The organism is Methylomonas sp. LL1 (genome assembly GCF_015711015.1).
Classification (GTDB): domain Bacteria; phylum Pseudomonadota; class Gammaproteobacteria; order Methylococcales; family Methylomonadaceae; genus Methylomonas.
Map to the genome: position 1 here is coordinate 539,681 of NZ_CP064653.1, position 18,058 is coordinate 557,738.

The 18,058-nt window shown below is 49.9% G+C and carries 14 protein-coding genes; 4 read left to right on the forward strand and 10 right to left on the reverse strand.

Going from position 1 to position 18,058, the window contains the following annotated elements:
• Positions 1 to 256: 256 nt before the first annotated feature.
• The 8 genes from IVG45_RS03020 to IVG45_RS22785 form a co-directional block, all read right to left on the reverse strand.
• Positions 257 to 1,783, reverse strand: coding sequence for a tetratricopeptide repeat-containing sulfotransferase family protein (locus IVG45_RS03020; protein ID WP_230874729.1), 1,527 nt, complete (start codon positions 1,781 to 1,783; stop codon positions 257 to 259).
• Between the two features lie 168 nt (positions 1,784 to 1,951).
• On the reverse strand, positions 1,952 to 2,890 hold the full coding sequence (locus IVG45_RS03025; protein WP_196436422.1) for a hypothetical protein: 939 nt from the start codon (positions 2,888 to 2,890) through the stop codon (positions 1,952 to 1,954).
• Positions 2,891 to 3,239: 349 nt separating this feature from the next.
• On the reverse strand, positions 3,240 to 4,106 hold the full coding sequence (locus IVG45_RS03030) for an FAD:protein FMN transferase (protein WP_196436423.1): 867 nt from the start codon (positions 4,104 to 4,106) through the stop codon (positions 3,240 to 3,242).
• Between the two features lie 77 nt (positions 4,107 to 4,183).
• Positions 4,184 to 7,450 carry a DUF3570 domain-containing protein gene (locus tag IVG45_RS03035; RefSeq protein ID WP_196436424.1) on the reverse strand — a complete coding sequence of 1,089 codons (3,267 nt, stop codon included), beginning with the start codon at positions 7,448 to 7,450 and terminating at the stop codon, positions 4,184 to 4,186.
• Positions 7,437 to 7,565 carry a DUF4266 domain-containing protein gene (locus IVG45_RS22525; RefSeq protein ID WP_230874730.1) on the reverse strand — a complete coding sequence of 43 codons (129 nt, stop codon included), beginning with the start codon at positions 7,563 to 7,565 and terminating at the stop codon, positions 7,437 to 7,439. Before IVG45_RS22525 ends, IVG45_RS03035 begins: the two co-directional genes overlap by 14 nt.
• A gap of 127 nt (positions 7,566 to 7,692) precedes the next feature.
• Entirely contained in the window at positions 7,693 to 8,184 is a 492-nt protein-coding gene (locus tag IVG45_RS03045; protein ID WP_196436426.1) for a TlpA family protein disulfide reductase, read from the reverse strand.
• 442 nt (positions 8,185 to 8,626) lie between these two features.
• Positions 8,627 to 9,385 carry a hypothetical protein gene (locus tag IVG45_RS03050; protein ID WP_196436427.1) on the reverse strand — a complete coding sequence of 253 codons (759 nt, stop codon included), beginning with the start codon at positions 9,383 to 9,385 and terminating at the stop codon, positions 8,627 to 8,629.
• A gap of 617 nt (positions 9,386 to 10,002) precedes the next feature.
• The gene (locus IVG45_RS22785) at positions 10,003 to 10,137 is read right to left on the reverse strand and encodes a hypothetical protein (protein ID WP_269059623.1); all 135 of its coding nucleotides are present in this window, start codon (positions 10,135 to 10,137) and stop codon (positions 10,003 to 10,005) included.
• A gap of 130 nt (positions 10,138 to 10,267) precedes the next feature.
• On the opposite strand from IVG45_RS22785, the gene IVG45_RS22870 reads away from it, so the two are divergent.
• Positions 10,268 to 12,565: a cytochrome c peroxidase gene (locus tag IVG45_RS22870; RefSeq protein WP_196436428.1), complete on the forward strand. Its 2,298-nt coding sequence runs from the start codon at positions 10,268 to 10,270 to the stop codon at positions 12,563 to 12,565.
• 94 nt (positions 12,566 to 12,659) lie between these two features.
• Positions 12,660 to 13,412 (forward strand): VPLPA-CTERM sorting domain-containing protein, encoded by a 753-nt coding sequence (locus IVG45_RS03060; RefSeq protein WP_196436429.1) that lies wholly within the window; start codon positions 12,660 to 12,662, stop codon positions 13,410 to 13,412.
• Positions 13,413 to 13,716: 304 nt separating this feature from the next.
• Here IVG45_RS03060 and IVG45_RS03065 read toward each other — a convergent pair whose 3' ends face one another.
• Both IVG45_RS03065 and IVG45_RS03070 read right to left on the reverse strand, forming a co-directional pair.
• Positions 13,717 to 14,646: a VPLPA-CTERM sorting domain-containing protein gene (locus tag IVG45_RS03065; protein WP_196436430.1), complete on the reverse strand. Its 930-nt coding sequence runs from the start codon at positions 14,644 to 14,646 to the stop codon at positions 13,717 to 13,719.
• 725 nt (positions 14,647 to 15,371) lie between these two features.
• Positions 15,372 to 16,343 (reverse strand): 2-hydroxyacid dehydrogenase, encoded by a 972-nt coding sequence (locus IVG45_RS03070; protein WP_196436431.1) that lies wholly within the window; start codon positions 16,341 to 16,343, stop codon positions 15,372 to 15,374.
• 154 nt (positions 16,344 to 16,497) lie between these two features.
• Between IVG45_RS03070 and IVG45_RS03075 the strand changes: the two genes are divergently transcribed.
• Positions 16,498 to 17,886, forward strand: a complete 1,389-nt coding sequence (locus IVG45_RS03075; RefSeq protein WP_196436432.1) for an L-lactate MFS transporter — start codon at positions 16,498 to 16,500, stop codon at positions 17,884 to 17,886.
• An 11-nt stretch (positions 17,887 to 17,897) separates the two neighbouring features.
• Entirely contained in the window at positions 17,898 to 18,017 is a 120-nt protein-coding gene (locus tag IVG45_RS22945) for an MFS transporter small subunit (protein ID WP_442923353.1), read from the forward strand.
• The last annotated feature ends 41 nt before the right edge of the window (positions 18,018 to 18,058 follow it).

Below are 18,058 nucleotides of genomic sequence, written 5' to 3' on the forward strand. Positions count from 1 at the left end.
GCTTATGCCTCCGGCGGCCCCGATTCGTCCGCGTCACCTCGTTTCGACCCAACAAGGGGTCGAAACATCGGCTCTCGCATGACTTGACGCCGTTTCGCGAGGCCTTGCAGGTTTTCTCCGCTTCGCTACGAAAACCCGCCCGGCGCTACGGCTATCGCGGACTAAAAATCTTCACTTCGCTATCGCTCCGTTTCCAAGATTTTCAGCGAAAGATAAACTGATTATTTGCAGTGATTAGGGCTCTATTCCGTGCCATTCATTGGTAACCATAAGCCTGAATAAACGGCTGGAGTAAATCCGCTATGGAAGCGTATTCCGCTTCATATCGCCGCCAACGGCCCACCGATGAAGAATACAAGGGTTGCGCTACCTGGCTGAAGCTGGGGCTGGCGATGAATTTGCCGGCGGCGTGTTTATGGAAGTCGGCCACTTCCGGGTTCCACTCCAGTCCGATAAAGTCAAAAACGCGGCGAAAAGCAGGTTCGAATTCAAATACCGCATCCTCGTAACGAAACTCGATAAAGTCCATCGTCAACTTGGGTTTTAGCGTATCCCACCACTCCATCACTTGTGCATAAAACCTGGCCGTGCTTTCCCAAGTCAATAAATGCACCGTTGAAGGGGTGGGGATCATGGTTTGCATGAAACAGCTCAAGCAGACGTCGCGCGGATCGCGCAGCAAAAACACCAGTTTGGCATCGGGAAACAGGCAATTGATCAGACCCAGATCGATGCTGTTCATCGTGGTTTTGTCCAGGAACAGACGGCCCTGGACCTTGTCGCCGAATAAGGCTCTAGCTCGCTGCCAATAAAATGCGCGTAGATGCAGCGCGCCATCCAAATCAAGTTGCCGCAACATTTGCGGAATGCTGCCCTGATTGTTGAACATGCGTTGTAGTTCGCGTACCACCGAGATAATCAAGTCAGTTTCGTCGGCCACGAATACTTCCGGGTGCGCGCCCAACACTTCCTGGGTCAAGGTGGTGCCGGTACGCATAAAGCCCAACAAAAACACCGGCGCCGGCTGGTCGTCCGGAAACACGGTATCGGACCAACGGCCGAGTAAGTCGCGGTCGAATTCGGCTTTGTTGGTTTCCAGCATGTTGGGCACCAGTTGCTGGTCTTGGCGTTGAACTTCCGGCAAGCGAGGCGAAACTTCACCGGCCGCATGCAGATGGGGGAAAACTTGATCGTAAACGCCCAGTTTATCCAATACCCTAGCCAGTTCCTTGTGCGCGCGGAATTTTTCTTCCGGTTTGAGTAAGGGGTTTTGCAAGACTTTTTCTAAACGCTGACGGGCGCTTTCTGATTGTCCGTCGGTAATTTCCAAGGTCGCCACCAGAATGTTCAGCATGGCGTTATCCGGGGCCAACTTTAGCGCTTGCTTACCAGCCGCCAATGCCGGTTTTTTCTGATTAAGGCGGGAGTGGGATAGGGCCAACAATTGAAAGCCGCGAGTATAGCTGGGGTTAATTTGTACGGCCAGTTTGCATAATTCAGCGGAACCTTTGTAATCATTCCAATGTTGCAACTGATCAGCTAAATCGATCACTAATTTAACATCACGGTTCTTGCGGGCTTTTTTGGCTAACAATTGCCCGGACTGGCGTAAATGCGTAAGCCCTTCATCGCGCTTGCCTTGCCAGCACAAGGCTTGACCCAGGCAGGCTAACACTTGGGGATCCTTGGGAGCTTCTTTTGCGGCTTGGCTAAACCAATGAACGGCTTCGGGGAGATTTTTATTCTGAATAGCTGCCTGGCCCAGGCGCATGGATTCGCTCATGGTGTTTTGCTGAGTAATTAAATGAAAACGATCTATTGTAGCAATTCAATAACAGACAATAACAATTCCGGTTTGCCGGAAAGCTGTTTGAAAAAGAAAACCCGCAACTACGGTAGGAGGTAGCGCGGGTTTGGGTGGCCGCCAATCCCTGGCGGCGTGCAAAGCTGATTATGCTGCTTGCTGTTTGCGGCGTTGCACGCCAACCAAGCCGACCAATGCGCTGCCGAACAGCCAAAGCGCGCCAGGAACAGGAACCGCCGCAACCGAGCTGACATTTAATTTGTAGCCGTCAATAGTGTCACCCCATTCACCATTCCGATATCCGCCTAGTACAACGGTATAAACTTGACCCGCTTCCGCGTCGAATGAAATGGTATCCAAGTTGCTGGGGCTTGCGCCGCCAACGCTATAGGCGACGATGTCGGCTAGGGTAAAAGTCGTTCCACCACCTGGTAACGAAGCCGATGTCAGCCCTGTAGCATTGTTGTTGGAGTTCCAGGCGCCATGATGTCCGTAATTGGCATTGGTACTCATCCCTTTGAAGATTGTGAAGCCAAAAGCAGTGCCGCTTTGGTTGACGCCTGCTGCTGACAGCGTGATAGTCGCATTAATGTCGGATTTGAATAAACCAAACTCCAAATCATGCCTCCATCCACTGGCAATCTGACTGGTACCGTTGTTGGTATTTACCGAGACAGCGTCGCTCCAGGCTCCTTTGGCGGTGTCAACATCCGCGGCAACACCATAACGGGAAAGCGAATCGGCGCTTGAAATTTCAGCGGAGCCGTTCGAGGTCATGTGTAAACCCCAGTTCAAGTGCGCGCCTGTATAACCGAATGGAGTTTTATTGGTGCCGCTGGTTCCCGCCCATGCGGCAACCGATGTGTCGCTACCACTGGAGGAACCGCCGGGACCGTAAAGCCAGCCATCAGTTCCACCGCCGAACGAAGGGGTGCATGCATTGGTATCGCATGCGTCGCCATTGGCTGTCGTTAAGTTGTACATGGTGGTTGCGGCAGCGGATGCAGTGGAAATCGAACCAGCGGTCAGTGCTACGCCGGCAACCACATAGGCAATGGCTTTAGCCAGTTTTGTTTGTTTCATCATTGTGAAGCCTCATTAATAAAATAAAATCGACTTTATTCAGGTGATTAGCCCCCCAACGGATCGGTCCTGATCAAGTCTGTTATGTTTATCCAAAACAGGCGGCGCGGCGGTCTTGAGGCAAGACTCGCGCTTTCCGAACCCGCCTCGCGACGGGTGTGGCTTTAGCTGTTTGGTTATATCCTTATAGAGCTGAGCCTAGATTCTTTAGCTCGGGCACGTAACTCAAAAAAACGGTTACAATTTATATGAAGCATAAATTGAGCCATATTTATAGTTTTATAAAACAATGAGATAAATATATGGGGGGGATTAATTGTGGGAAATGCCATATCGGGTCGGTGATTTGCCTTTACTTGAGGAGTGGGCCGCCTTGATTACCCATCGCGTCGGTCCATAAATGAGGCAACCCCATTTTTTCCAGCCAGGAGCTTCCAGCCTGTTCTTTAAGCATGGCGATGGTTGAAGCACTTCCCGCCACTACGCAAAAATCTCCCACAACGCTCACCGCCGCCATATGTCGAACAGGCCAGCCGGTTTTGGGATTGAGAATATGGCTGTAACGGATTCCATTTATGGTCATGCAGCGTTCGTAATCGCCGCTACTTGCGACCGCTCCCTGGTGCATCATTAATATGGGTTGGTTGGGATTTGCTTGATTGGGGCCGCCAAGGCCGATACGCCAGGGTCGACCGTCGGAGCGTGGACCGATGATTTTGATGTCGCCGCCAAGATTGATAACGCCACTGTTTGCGCCTGCATTCTGGCAAAGGTTGGCGGCTCTGTCGGCTGCATATTCCTTGACGATGCCACCAAAATCCAGCTCCAGGCCTGGTAGTGGAAGCTCCAGCTTTTGGTCGGCCCAGCGCAACTTATCCCATCCTACTTTGTTTAGTAGCATGTCAATCAGGGATTGCTTTGGCAGTTCGTTTTGTTCAAAGCGCCAAGCGCGCCGCAAAATTCCGGAAGTAATGTCGAATAAGCCCTCGCTCTGTTGGTAACAAGTGTCGGCATAGTCCAGTAGTGCGGCGGTTTCCTGGTCGACTACGATACTGCCGCCCTTCGCCGCAACTCGGTTGATTTCGGAAAGCAAGCTGTCATCACGATAGCGTGAATACCTCGCTTCCAGGCGACGAATGTCGGTGATGGCAAGCTTGGCAGTGCTGTTTGCCTGGGTTTCGGATGCGGCAAATAACTGAATTTCGCACGGGCAACCCATGGCTTTAAAAGCAAATTTAAAAAGCTTGAGGTTTTTGAGCTTCAAAACGGAGTAAAAAATTTAGAAAGAGATATTGCTTAAAATGTATAACTCCAAGTAGCGCTCAAGGCACCATCGCGATCAAGCTGATATCCATTAAAATTGGAACTGACCGGCTGCAGCCATTCGACACTGATGTTATGTCCGGCAAATTGGCCTTCCGGAACGGAGGCATTTAGGCCAAGGCCCACATCCCAGAAGCGGCCGCCGTAGTTTCCCGGAAAGTCGACAGGAGACAGGGTGTCGTGGTTTTGGTTGGATTCACCGCGAATCTTATCCTGCCAAGTGTACACGCCGCGAATGGTGGCGGATAACCAATTAACGATATTGTAACTGCCCCAACCGGTGGTCTGGAAAATATCGCCATAAGCATAACCATATTTGTTTTTTTCCAAACGCTTGGTGCCGCTAAATTGCGCGCCCCAGCCCCAATCGTCCATATGGCCGGTATAGGTCAAGCTGGGCTTTAAGTCCCAGGTGCCGCTCCCCAGTTGCATGCCGTAATCTTGCAGCGTTGCGCTGTCAGGGTTGGTATCGGTGCCGCTGGCGGATTTTAATGATGGCGGACTAAGCTCGGCGTCTATGCTGCCGGTTGGGGCACTGATGCCGATGCCGGCATGAAGGTGATGAGTGCCGGCATCCATGATTTTGACCAAGGCCGTTGTTACGGTATCGCCAATATCGTTGCTGTTATGCTTAGTGCCGGCATGATGGCCGTAATCAGCTTCCTCGCCATCGATAAAGTCTCGAATCGGTTGGCTCATAGTCATATCCATGCTCATTAGCTGCGGCATAACCATGATATTGAGCCAGTCGGTTGGTGCGTACATCAAATCCAGCATATGCATTTGCATGTGCATTTTGGTGGGTTGGTACAAGCAGCCATAATCGTAACCAGCGCATGCGTTATCGGCTACCAAAGCCTTATCAACGGGATTGCCGCCATGCATCATCGAACCGCTCTGTACGCCATACATGAATCGGTATCCCACCATGATTTCATCAGCCTGATTCATCATGTGGCCGAACATCACGCCGGCGGGAACCGGAGCTCCATGATGGTGATGCATTGTGTGGCCCGAGTGCTCAAGTCCTGCAAATGTTCGAGCGGAAAAGCTGACGTTAAGATTGGCGTGAGCCATGTAATAATCAAAGTCGGCATAATCGCCAACACCGCCGCCACCTAGCTTTAACGCACCGGAATGGGTGATATATTCAAAGCCGGCTTCCAATTTAATACCTCGGGCGAACTGCTTGCTTATCGTTACTCCCCGGCTAAGATCGCCAAAGGCTGACAGGCGAAAATCGCTGGAATAGAAGCCGTCCGCGCGCGGGGCTAAAAAATAAGGCGCAAAAAAATCGGACTCCGATTGCGAATAATACCGGATGCCTGGGGTTATGGTTAACCCCCACGGCAGGGATTGATACCACTTCAATTCAAACGTGTGCGAATTTATGCCCCAATCATCGCTATAGAAGCGGTAGTCAAAATGCAGTGACGCATCCAGTGCGGGTATATATTGGTTCAGACGATTTGATATGGAAAAGATGTTGCGCTGATCTGGACGGTTTTCCCGAAATAAATCAATCCCGACCATTTCCAGATTGGTGATGCCTTTCCAATTTACCGCGCCGGGTAAGGCTTGCGACATTTCGTAATATTCTTCCGGGGTGACCTCGCCGCGCACGTAAACATATTTATACGGGTTGCTAAGATAGCCATTTTGGTGGGTGTAGTTAAGGCTGGTTTGAAACAGGGTGTTTTTGGTTAATATTTGCGAAATACCACTATTAAAGCTGTGAAAAGTGCTTTCGTCGTTAAGTGCCTCGTAATCGGTCGGATTATGATTGGGGTCATTGGCGTGATGAGATGAGCTGTGAGCGCTGTCGGTGCTGCGGGTGATGGTGTTACGGGTCATGCCGTAACCGGCCGAAACTGTTGTTAATTTATCATTAAACTCATGACTGACATTGACCGAACCGAAATTGGAAAGGAAGTCCGGTTCATCCGATAACCCGCCGGAAAATGCCAAGGTAGTGTCGTCGAAATAATATTTTGCGTTAAATTGCGGCATGCTGCGCGTTTCCAAGGGCTGCATTTGAAAGCGCTGAACCGTGGGGGTGCCTTTCGGAACCAGGCTATCGAGTATGGCGCGATACAAGCCAATAGTGACTTGTTTGGAGATCTCCGCTTCCCAGGCCAGTTGGTCGGCTGTTTTTGCCGGCACGTAGACAACTCCGGAAAGATTGACGTTGTCAATCGACATTGAAAACTCAAGGCTAAGATCGGTCGGGGTTTTCGGATTACCTGCGTAATGAATCCAAAAAGCGTTGATATTGCTGAATCCGCTATTTAAAGTTAGGAGACCGTCGAAACCATTTGCAACTGTTTGATAAGCCACTCTTGTTGCATAGTTAGTGCCGTCGCCTGAAGCTAGATTGGGGTCGATAGCTTTGTTAAAGCCCAGGATTTCCCAGTAGTCGTTTGCGGCGCCAGTAACATTATTGCCGGGAGCGGTGGTGCCGGCGTGAAATATCATTGAATTTAGCGCAAAAGCTTGGCCGTTCAGGGCCCTGATGTAGATGCCGGCCGAGTCATTATGGTATTGGACTTGCCGGCTGCCATAGGCAACCAGACGATGGAGATGAGCGCCAGGATTGGTGGCATCGTACGGGGTGCCAACCACCATGCCATCCTCGTAATAACAGCCATCCGCCCCGGTGCCGGGGCAAGAGCCGGCGCTGTCAATAGGTTGTACATTGGACTGTCCGCCATAGAATGAACTTGTAAAACTGGTGAAATCGAGAATTACATTACCAGCGAGTGTTGCCGGCGCAGCGGGGGATGCTGGTTCGGGATTGGCGGCGATAAGCTGCGCTTCTAGAGCCGAGTAACCGTCATAATAGGTGGCGAAGGTGTTTAAGCCCCCAAGAACGGTCAATCCCTGAGCGGTGACACCGCCGGAGGCGGCGGATACGACATCCGCGGTTCCAAAAATACCCTGACTATTCTTGGTTTGGTTGGTCATGGTTGCCGGCAGACTGTAGGCCGGTGTGGCGCCTGAATACGTGTCACGGTCAAGGCTAAAGGAAAGCTCCAGTCTATCGGATAACGGGAGTACCGCGTCGGCATGATAGACATCGATCTGCATACGGTTATCACTTTCCTGATAATGACCATATTGCACGTTGCTTTCAATTTGCGAGGCCGGTACCGCGGCAATGGCATTCAGGCCGGGCAAGCTCAGTGCGGCAGTTGTCAAAGCCGCCAGTGCGGCGGATTTTTCAGTTTTAGTTACAACCACAACCGCCTCCGGCACCGCTGTGGCCGCCTTGCGAGGCTTCCTTGCTGGAATAAATATGGTCGCGGAATTTGTTTAGATTTGGGGTGGGATTAATGCCCATCGTTTCCTTGGCCATATTACCTCTTTCCCAGGGCGAGATACTGCTACAACCTTGGAGTCCAACAAAGCCAAATAGTAAACAAATTTTGAGCGCCAAACTTAAATGTCGCATATCCCTGTCCTTGATGAATGCGGGGGATCGGTTATTCGGCCAACAGAGCTGTGACGCGTTCGCTAATCGCGGATTGATCTTCGTCTCTGTAGCCAAGATGGATGAGTCTGACTTTGCCGGTTCTGTCGATGAGATAAGATGAAGGCATGGCCTTGACGTCAAAAACACCTGGGCAATTTCCGCTTGCATCGAACGCTATTTTGTAATCGACTGGATAACTTTGCAGGAATTGCCGGGCATCCTCGCTGTTTTCGTCGACATTGATGGCAACAATTTCAAAACCCTCTTTAAGGTGCTGGTTGCGCAAAGCGTTTAAAAAGGGCATGGATTTTTTGCAGGGCGGACACCAGGTTGCCCAAAAATCGACCAATATGACCTTGCCTTTGTAATTATCAAAATTGAGTGTGTCGGAGCTGTCGGCCATGGAGGCGGAACAGTTCGGTACTGGCTGGTTTTCTTCAACAGCGAAGCTGGAAGTGCCGTAAAGCAGCAGGAAGAAGGCAAGAGCCAGATATTTATTCATAAAAGTCATGACAAGTTTTTGGGAAAATACGATCAAAAAATTAATCAGAAAGTGAAAGCACAAATTATGCCTATATGGCTTTGGCTCAAATTTGATGCTTGGATTATAGATCGCCACAACACGGCATAAGCTTTTGCAAGGCAATTGCCGGATTATGTTGGCCGAAATAGCGCTATTTCACCAAGGATCGAAAAAACCTTTAAGAGTTTTAATATTCCATGGTCAAGGGGTGGGTAGCAAAAAAATGCTTTGACAGCCATTAGGTTCGCTAACGTTAAAAAATCAGTGTGGCATATGACGCAAATAGCGGGTTAAATGACAAAGTTTAATTTTCCGGCTTTGTCTTACCCTTGTTTAACAAAAAATTACCGCTCTTACTAAGAAAAAGGATAAGAAAACGCACCCCTCAAGTGAATGAGGGGTGCGTTGATGGTGCGGGTTTCTAACCGGCTAGGGTTTGGTTTTTACGTCCAAAGCCTATCAAGCCAATCAGGGCCGAGCCGAACAAATAGAGGGCGCCTGGCACGGGAACGGGAGCTGTGGCTGCAATGGAAATGTTGGCGTTGTCAATAGCTGCAAAGAAGCCGTCTTCTGCGGAGAGAGGGGTGGGCACGATGCCTTTGAGACCCTCGAAATAGACCAAAAATGCATCAATACCTTGGAATTGGCTGCCAAAATTTATGGTTGATCCCCAGGCAGTAGATTGTGAGATATGGAATTGATAACCCGAAGAAGCGCCGCCCACTGCTTCAACGATCAGGTCGCCAAAATAATCCTTAGGGGCTTCTCCGGTTTCGTCATTCACGTCAGTATCACCAATAGTCGCCTGAATCCAGCTGGTCAGGTTGATTTTTGATGTTCCGTTTGCCGCTTGCGCGCGCCAGCCACCGGCGTCGGCATGATAATTGAGTTCTTTATCAGCGTCTGAATCGGCGTTTTCACCGTGAATATGTTCTAGTGACGTATTAGGAACCGATATTGCGCCGAAAGCAATCTCTTCACCGGCTAGACCACCGGTTCCGGCTGTCACGTAGCAGACGCCGCCATTTGTGCAATCGTTGCCTGCGGTGCCTATGGTTTCAGGGTGTCCGTTTACTCCGCCCGGCATGGTTTGAAAGGTAAATACCGCCGCGCTTGCGGGAATGCTGGCAGAGGCGAGTGCAAGACCGGCTAATAATGGTTTAAGTCCGATTTTTATCATTGATAACTCCTTAAATTGAAATGGTCAAAAAATTTAGTGCCTTAAGACATACTCTATAAGCATGCGGCTGAGTATTTTGCTAGATAACGCTTGTAGTTCTCAAGCCGCATGGTGTTTAAGCGTTGTCTGTGTGCTGGCATATTACTATCAGCACTAAATATGCCATGTTGTTTGGGTGATGCTTGTTGGGGTAATTCGTGCCATCGTATCTAACAGATTAAGCTGTCTGCCTCGGTGATATAAGGGGTAGTCGGCAAGGGCATATCAGGAGGTAGACTGAGGCTCGGGTGATGACAAAATCAATGGCTTGCGCATGTGGAGTTCCAGTTCTTCAATGCTAGAAAGGGCTTTTACAATAGTTTCCCGTGAGGGAGGTTTTTACATGATTATTTTGTTTTATCGCATCATGATCAAGGTGGTGCTGGAAATACAAGCGGGTTTGGATAGGCGTTTTCGGGCGAGATTGATTGCCGAGTAGGTCAAAACCCTGATTTATGTTGAGTGAAGTGTGGGATACGACTTATTGGTTGCCAAATCGATGTCGGCAATTTTGCCGTTTTCATAAAACCTTTATTAAGTTTCTGTAATTGTTCGTAAATAGGGGGGTATGAGAGGCGTCAAATGATGACAAGATCCAGCGTTAAGGTAGCTTGATGTCGATCATGGTCCGATGAACTGGTCACGAACGGCATCAAATGCTTATCGTAGTTCTTGAGCTTGTCGAAGGATTTCATCAGGGTTTTTTGATGCATACTGATCCACTATCAATGAGTCATTGGAAGTGGCATGAAAATCGCTTAAATGTCGTGTGTAATTATCTATGCGGAATTTTACCGAGCTTATGCGGTAACTTAAAAACTAATAGACTTTAATGAGGTTAACATGCGGCTAACTAATGCTTTTGTTTTATGGGGGGGGATGATCGCCTCTCAAGTTTCTTGGGCTCACGGCCCTTTGCCGGTTTCATTGCAGCGGGTTCCAGTTCCACCTGTTCCAGGGCTTACGGATGCTGGAACTAACTCCATTGTTGTGAACAAGGATATGGCGATTGCATTAGGAAAAGCCTTATTTTGGGATGTGAATGTGGGTAGTGACGGCATGGCCTGTGGTTCATGCCATTTTCATGCTGGCGCGGACAGCCGAGTTAAAAATCAGGTGAATCCCGGCCTGAAAAGTAGTTTGCCCAGTGGGGAAACATTTGATCAGTTACCCTCTGGCGTAGGGGCGGGAGGTCCGAACTATACAATGAATGCAGATGATTTTCCGTTGTACAAATATGCCGATCCGCTGAATCAGTCCAGCGCGGTAGTGTTCAAAACCGATGACGTTGTATCCTCGGCGGGCACCTTTAGCGGCACCTATGCGGGTACCTCAAGATTAACCGGAGAGGCTGATCAATGTGAGCGTAGCGTCGATCCAATTTTTCATGTAAATGGCGTGGGTACTCGGCGTGTAGAGCCTCGAAATGCGCCCACGGTCATTAATACTATATTCAATCATCGTAATTTCTGGGATGGCCGGGCCAATAATATTTATAACGGCAGTAGTCCGTGGGGGAATCGCGATCCCAACGCGGGGGTTTGGGTGAAGGTCAATGCCCGTTCGGTGCAAAAGCAGCGGCTCAATTTAATTAACTCTTCTTTGGCCTCTTTGGCAATGGGACCGCCGTTAAACGATGCGGAAATGTCTTGCCGGCAACGTACTTGGCAAGAAATAGGTAGAAAGTTATTGCTTCGTCAACCCTTGCAAAACCAGAAAGTGCATAACGAGGATAGTGTCTTTGCTCCCATGAACTTGAGTTTGAGCTCGGCGGGTGACTTAAAGCCCGGATTGAGTACGACTTACAAAAACATGATCAAGGCGGCATTTAATCAAAAATACTGGTCCTATTCAGGCCTAGGGCAATTTGGTGGGCCGGTAACCCAGCCTTATGACCAAATGGAAGCCAATTTCTCGATGTTTTTTGGTATTGCGTTGCAATTATATCAATCGACTTTAGTGTCCGATCAGGCGCCCATCGATTTGACTCCACGGACAGCGGGTTTAGAGCCGACCTGGGAAGGTATGGGTTATACGCCCGAACAAATAGCCAGTTTGCAAAACGGTTTCGGTCAATTTGTATCCAATCACTGTAACCTTTGCCATGGTGGGCCATTGGCGACAACGGCCGCTATCGTGCCTAACTCTACATTGGTAACAACAACACCTGGAGCAACCTATGGTCCCATCACCAGTCCAATTGCCTATGGTCCGAATGCTTTAGGGCCGTTAAAGGGAGGATATGCCGTAGGCATCGATAGCAATGCCAATGTTCTTACCCGCGATGGTATGACGGGTGGGGTTAAATTCTACGATTTTGGTTTTGCCAATACCGGCGTGGGAGATCCCGACGCCGATCCAGGCATTGGTGGAGTGGATGATTTCGGTAATCCGTTGTCGTTCAGCAGTCAATACGTTGAATATCTGCTGAATAACACCGCTGGCGTGCTTGATCCGAAGGTTAATCAAGTTAAAGCCTGCGATTTTATTAGGCCACTTAGCTGGAATGTGGCGGGTGTAGTCTCAACCGAGCAATTTACTCCTGTGGATGGCGTTTTACTTCAGGATGGTTCTAAAGAGGGTGTGTTGCGTAATACCGGCTGTATTTATCCGAGCTTTCCCGCCTCAAAAACTGCTTATATCCCATCGCCCGCCATGGCTGCCGCGGCAATCGATCCTTCGAGTCCAAATTACAATCCAGGTAAGATGGATGTTGCAACAAAAGCCGTTTTCAAGATTCCTACCTTGCGAAATGTGGAGTTAACGGGGCCTTATATGCATAACGGCAGCATGGCGACTTTAGAGCAGGTGGTAGAGTTTTATTCAAGATTCGGTAACGTTAATAACGAGAATAAGCATCTGTTATTGGATTCGATTACGCTGGCGTCGAATGCGCAAAATCGCGCGGATCTGGTTGCGTTCCTGAAAACCTTTACCGATGATAGGGTTAAAAAACAGAAAGCGCCATTCGATCATCCCGAAGTGATCGTTCCACATGGCCATGCTGGCGACAATCATACGGCTACTCCAGGCGATCCATTGCAAGCTGACTGGGCTATACAAGAAACGCTGACTATTCCAGCTGTTGGGGCGAATGGTTCGGATGATCTACAGCCATTTGATAGTTTCTTGGCGCCATAATTATTAGGCCCAAGGATAAGGAAAAAATCTTGCAGGCTGGCCTTTGCTTATGTCCAGCCTGCAATCGAGCAATTTATAATTCTGGTGTGTATTTATGAAACATCTCTTTAATAAACAAATCAGCCTCGGCTTGGTTTTGGGCGGCATATCGATGCTGAATGTGCAAGCCGTACAGGCGGCAAGTAGTTTCAACAGTTTTGCTGAACTAACGTATACCATTACCGGTATCACTAATCTTAGTAGTCCTGGTGTTTCGGAAGAGGTTTTGGGTTCGTCATTATTTGCCGGACCTACATTTGAACTGGCTGTGTTCCCCGATTCCTATGTTGATGTTACCGGTGATGGTTTGGCTTCGGTTGGCTCCCCTGGGAATGCGGGGCTGCAATTGGGTAGTGCCTTTAGATTTTCAACCAGTGGTAGTGTCGGCAATGGACAGGTTGACTCCTCGCATTTGGGTTGGTTTAGTTTGGATTTCGCCAATAATACCGCCGATACCTACGAGATTAATGTAAAGCTTGACTATCTGCTCGACGCAGGTGTTGGTGGGGACTTTGCGCATAGCAGTGTTAGCATCGATTATTTTAATAACGATTATACTTTTAGCGGCTACTCTTCAATCGAGGCAGGTACATTGCCATTGGCGCTAACTGCAACTCAATCCGGAAGCTCCGGCATATTTAGTTTCACGCTGGCCCCAAATGCTACCGAGTTACTTTATGCCGATGTAAGAATTACCGGAAATTTGGCGGCCTCGCCGGTGCCATTACCCGCCGCTGTTTGGATGTTCTTGGCTGGTTTGATGGGGGTATTAGGCTTAAATAAGAGAAAGGCAGTAACTCAACTTTAGAGTTGGGAGCAATACATCTCGGGCCATGCGACCCGAGATGTTTGTAATTTTGATTCGAACAGTGCGGATGCCGTGGCAAGGTTTGTAGATCTTGATATACATCTTTACAGGAATTCCCTTCCTGTCGCTTTTCCGGACTAAGTTTGTTTGGCGCCGGCTGGCGTGAGGTTTTGCTACTACCGGCAGTCCCTTATCGTTGCGTGTTTGGTAATAACTGCGGGCCAGTACGACTCTCAAACATAGTCAATAAAAAAGCCCGCTTGAGCTAATCTAGCTACAAGCGGGCTTACATTATTTATCTTGCTTATTGCTTCAATTTACGGCGTCCAGCCGCGCCCAAGCCGACTAGTGCACTGCCGAATAACCAAACGGCGCCCGGAAGCGGAACTGCGGAGGTGGTTATTTCCAGTGTATATTGGGCATGTTGCTGATTCCAGCCCGTTCCTTGGCTGCCCCCCAAATAAATGGAATAGACTTGGCCGGCGGTAGCCATGAAGGTAAATCCTTCGCCGATATTGCTGGTCCACATGACGTTACCTAGTGCATCGGGCGCGTAATTAACCCCTGTGGTGCCGAATGGATCGGAATTATCATAATTCGAAAGTTTGGCTATGTTCCAGTTTGTATGGTGGGTGTAACTGCTACCTGGAATATCCGCATCCATCCCGGTAAAAACCGTCACCCCGAATTGGGCGTTGGCAAAGGTCAGATTGGTTGCCTTTAGAGTAACCATTGCGTTGACATCCGATTTGAATAAGCCAATATCAGTATTATGTGCCCAACCGTGGTGGTTGGAAGATGCATCCTGCCATGCGCCCCCCGCGCTGTCGATATCTGCTTCCACCCCATAACGAGCGACTGCGTCGGCGCGTGAAATTTCCAGTGAATCCCCGGCTGCGGTGATGTGCGCGGCCCAGTTGGTGGCGGACACTGCAGTGGCGCCACCGTTTTCCGCTGTGTCGGTATTGACGTCGGGCATTCCAAACGGGCGAACTAGCGAGGGTGATGAGCCGGATGTGCCAACCCAGGGTACAAGTGATGAGCCAGCGCCGCATTGGCTGTCCCCGCCGTCGCTGCATTGCCAGCCATCAGTCGTTCCGCCGGGAGTGGCTGTTCCTGCGCCGAATGTATTGTACATGGTGGTAGACGCCGAGGCGCTACCTGCTGCCGCGAATGTAAGTGCCGTGCCGGCAATTGCCATGGTAATGGCTTGGGATAGTTTGCGTTGTCTCATTATGGTTAAACCTCATTAGTTGTGAATAACGGGAGGGTTGTGCAACAAAAATAGGGGATAGATTCACAAAGACATTCCGGCAGAAATATAAAGACTATATTTTGTGAAATTCTATGAATACCCTGGTGTTTAATCTAGCAAACATTAGGCCAGTTAGAGTTGTTGTGAAGGTGGTGATGCCCGCCTTAACTGGTTTTCTAAAGCAGATAGGATGGACGGCGTTAAATTATGGTGACTGGAAGTCTGCGCTAAAAGCGATTGTCCAAATTTTCGTCATAAAAACATTGTGTTATTTATCGCGATTGAACACATTAATGACGCTGGAGTAGGGTTAATACATTATTCTTGAATCGGTCTATGAATAAGGCGGGCTTGTTTAGCCTGGTTGCAAAATATCTTGATTGGTAGATTGCCATTTGTAGACTTGCTGGCGAGTATGTTTAATGGCATATGCCTATGTGTCATATGCCTTATTTTTGAAATTTGACCCCCTCATAATCAGTAAGATACGGTCTGTGGAATTTAGGCGATTGCCAAGAATAAATATACCCGAATGGCGCCGGATTTTTGTTCTGCTACAAGGATTGGAAAATGGCGCATGGTTGCGCTATGTAATTTTTTGGGCGGCGGCCGACAAAAGACCGGCTAGTCGGGTATGTTTTTCGCGGGAAATTACCATAGTTACGGTCGGAGTCGTTTGTGGCTAAAGGCTGAAGTTTGTTTGCTCAAACCACCCTATCCGGCAAACTTTCCTCGGCAAAAAACGCCGCCAAATTCGCCAAAACCTTCTCTCCCATCGCCGTGCGCGTGGCAATGGTCGCGCTGCCTAGATGCGGCAGTAACGATACGTTCTCCAACGTCAAAAAGCCCGGATCGATATGGGGTTCGTTTTCATATACATCCAGTCCGGCGCCGGCGATGCGTTTTTGTTGTAAGGCCTTGATCAAGGCTTTGCTGTCAACTACATCGCCGCGCGCGGTGTTGATTAGATGCGCGCTGGGTTTCATTAGGTTCAGCCGGGTTTCGTTGATCAAATGCCGGGTATCGCTGCCTCCGGGGCAATGCAGGGAGACATAGTCGCATTGCGGCAATAAGTTTTCGATGCTTGGGCAGTGTACGGCTTGTAAGTCATCGACCAAGGCTTGATCGGCGGGAGAGGGTTTGACATAGAGTATTTTCATGCCGAAACCGTGATGGGCCTTGCGTGCCATGGCCTGGGCGATGCGGCCGAAGCCGATCAAACCTAATGTGGTGCCGGTGACGTCGCTGCTCATCATGTGGGTCGGGCACCAGCCTGTCCATTGCCCGGCGCGCACCAGACGATCACCTTCCGCGCCGCGCCGCGCCGACATCAGTAATAAAGTCATCGCTATGTCGGCGGTGCTTTCGGTTAAAACACCGGGGGTGTTGGTGACGATCAATCCCTGTTGCGTGGCTGCGGCAATGTCAATGTGGTTATAACCGACGCCAAAGTTACCCAAAATTTTGCAGCGTTTGTTCGCTACGCTCAATACATCGGCCGGTAGGCTGTCGCAGACGGTTGGACAGACGGCGTCGTAATGTTGCAAGGCCTGTTTAAATTCCTCGGCAGAGAGAGGATGGTCATCGTGGTTCAGTGTCACGTCGTAAAGTTGTTGTAACTTGGCTTCCACCGAAGCCGGCCAGCGGCGGGTGACGAGGACTTTGGGTTTAGGCATGACACTTCCCTTTTTAAATTGATCGGCGGCGGTTAGTATAAAACAGCGGCCGCTTGGCCATAAAGCCGCGTGCCGTGACCTTTGCGCGATGGCTTGTTATAGTTTCACTTTTTTCGACTTATTGGCCCCCGCGCTTTCACGGAGTTATTTTTTCATGACGGAGTTTTTTTCCAAATCACGCATCACCGCCCAGCCCGGTTACAGCCGCTGGATGGTGCCACCCGCGGCATTATCGGTCCATCTGTGCATCGGTCAAGCGTATGCGTTTAGCGTTTTTAACGATCCGTTGGCACGGGTAATCGGTATTTCAGCACCTGCGGCCGATGATTGGAAGTTGACGACCTTGGGTTGGATTTTTAGCCTGGCGATCGTGTTTTTGGGCTTGTCGGCGGCGTTTGGCGGCAAATGGCTGGAAAAAGTCGGGCCGCGTTTGACTATGTTCGTGGCGGCTTGTTGTTTCGGCGGCGGCTTCTGGATTGCCGCGCTGGGTGTCTATCTGCATCAAATCTGGCTGATTTATCTGGGCTACGGCGTGATCGGCGGTATCGGTTTGGGCTTGGGCTATGTATCGCCGGTATCGACCTTGATCAAGTGGTTTCCGGACCGGCGCGGCATGGCCACCGGCATGGCGATCATGGGTTTTGGCGGCGGGGCGATGATAGGCGCGCCGCTGGCGGTGTGGCTGATGGATGTGTTCAAGTCGGCAAGTTCGGTCGGCGTGATGGAGTCTTTTCTAGTGATGGGGGTGCTGTATTTCGGGTCGATGATGATAGGCGCAATGACCATCCGCATACCGCCCCACGATTGGCGGCCGCAAGGTTGGGCCCCGCCTCTGGTCGAAAATAAGATGATTACCAGCAGCCATGTGCATATCGATCAGGCTCTGAAAACCCCGCAGTTTTATTTGCTGTGGCTGGTGTTGTGTCTGAATGTGACTGCGGGAATCGGCGTGTTGGGGCAGGCATCGGTGATGATACAGGAGATGTTCAAGGGTAGCGTGACGCCCGCGGCGGCGGCGGGCTTTGTCGGTTTGTTGAGTTTGTTCAATATGGGCGGGCGGTTTTTCTGGTCATCGGCGTCGGATTATTTGGGGCGTAAAAACACCTATTTTGTATTTTTCGTGGTGGGGGCAAGTTTGTATGCGCTGGTACCCAGTATGGGAATGCTGGGCAATATGGCGCTTTTCGTGCTGTTGTATGCGTTGATCATGAGTATGTACGGCGGCGGTTTTTCCACCATACCGGCCTATTTGGCGGATATTTTCGGTACTCGCTATGTCGGCGGTATTCATGGCCGCTTACTGACAGCCTGGTCGACGGCTGGCGTGCTGGGTCCGGTTTTGGTCAATTACATTCGTGAATACCAGATAACTCAAGGTGTTGCCAAGGCCGAGGCTTACAATGTGACGATGTACATCATGGCCGGAATATTGGCGTTGGGTTTTGTCTGTAACTTATTGATCAAGCCGGTGCATGAAAAACACCATATGAAACACGATGAATTTGACGAGTTGGATGGGATTTATCCGGCGGACGAGCATTAACAGGGGGCGATATGAATCATCAACAAAAAACCAGCGTGGTGACGCTAATGCTGTTTTGGCTGTATGTGGCGATGCCGTTGTTGTGGGGTGTGGCATCGACCATCAAGAAGGCGATGGCGTTGTTTGGTTAGGAAGCTTTGATGATGCAGGAATAAGGCAGTTGGCGTTTCCG

What these genes read in the sequence shown, in the direction of transcription:
- IVG45_RS03050 (WP_196436427.1), bottom strand. Translation starts at nt 9,385, where the DNA reads ATGATAAAAATCGGACTTAAACCATTATTAGCCGGTCTTGCACTCGCC.
- IVG45_RS22525 (WP_230874730.1), bottom strand. Translation starts at nt 7,565, where the DNA reads ATGGCCAAGGAAACGATGGGCATTAATCCCACCCCAAATCTAAACAAA.
- IVG45_RS03060 (WP_196436429.1), top strand. Translation starts at nt 12,660, where the DNA reads ATGAAACATCTCTTTAATAAACAAATCAGCCTCGGCTTGGTTTTGGGC.
- IVG45_RS03045 (WP_196436426.1), bottom strand. Translation starts at nt 8,184, where the DNA reads ATGAATAAATATCTGGCTCTTGCCTTCTTCCTGCTGCTTTACGGCACT.
- IVG45_RS03065 (WP_196436430.1), bottom strand. Translation starts at nt 14,646, where the DNA reads ATGAGACAACGCAAACTATCCCAAGCCATTACCATGGCAATTGCCGGC.
- IVG45_RS03075 (WP_196436432.1), top strand. Translation starts at nt 16,498, where the DNA reads ATGACGGAGTTTTTTTCCAAATCACGCATCACCGCCCAGCCCGGTTAC.
- IVG45_RS03025 (WP_196436422.1), bottom strand. Translation starts at nt 2,890, where the DNA reads ATGATGAAACAAACAAAACTGGCTAAAGCCATTGCCTATGTGGTTGCC.
- IVG45_RS22945 (WP_442923353.1), top strand. Translation starts at nt 17,898, where the DNA reads ATGAATCATCAACAAAAAACCAGCGTGGTGACGCTAATGCTGTTTTGG.
- IVG45_RS22870 (WP_196436428.1), top strand. Translation starts at nt 10,268, where the DNA reads ATGCGGCTAACTAATGCTTTTGTTTTATGGGGGGGGATGATCGCCTCT.
- IVG45_RS03020 (WP_230874729.1), bottom strand. Translation starts at nt 1,783, where the DNA reads ATGAGCGAATCCATGCGCCTGGGCCAGGCAGCTATTCAGAATAAAAAT.
- IVG45_RS03030 (WP_196436423.1), bottom strand. Translation starts at nt 4,106, where the DNA reads ATGGGTTGCCCGTGCGAAATTCAGTTATTTGCCGCATCCGAAACCCAG.
- IVG45_RS03070 (WP_196436431.1), bottom strand. Translation starts at nt 16,343, where the DNA reads ATGCCTAAACCCAAAGTCCTCGTCACCCGCCGCTGGCCGGCTTCGGTG.
- IVG45_RS22785 (WP_269059623.1), bottom strand. Translation starts at nt 10,137, where the DNA reads ATGCATCAAAAAACCCTGATGAAATCCTTCGACAAGCTCAAGAACTAC.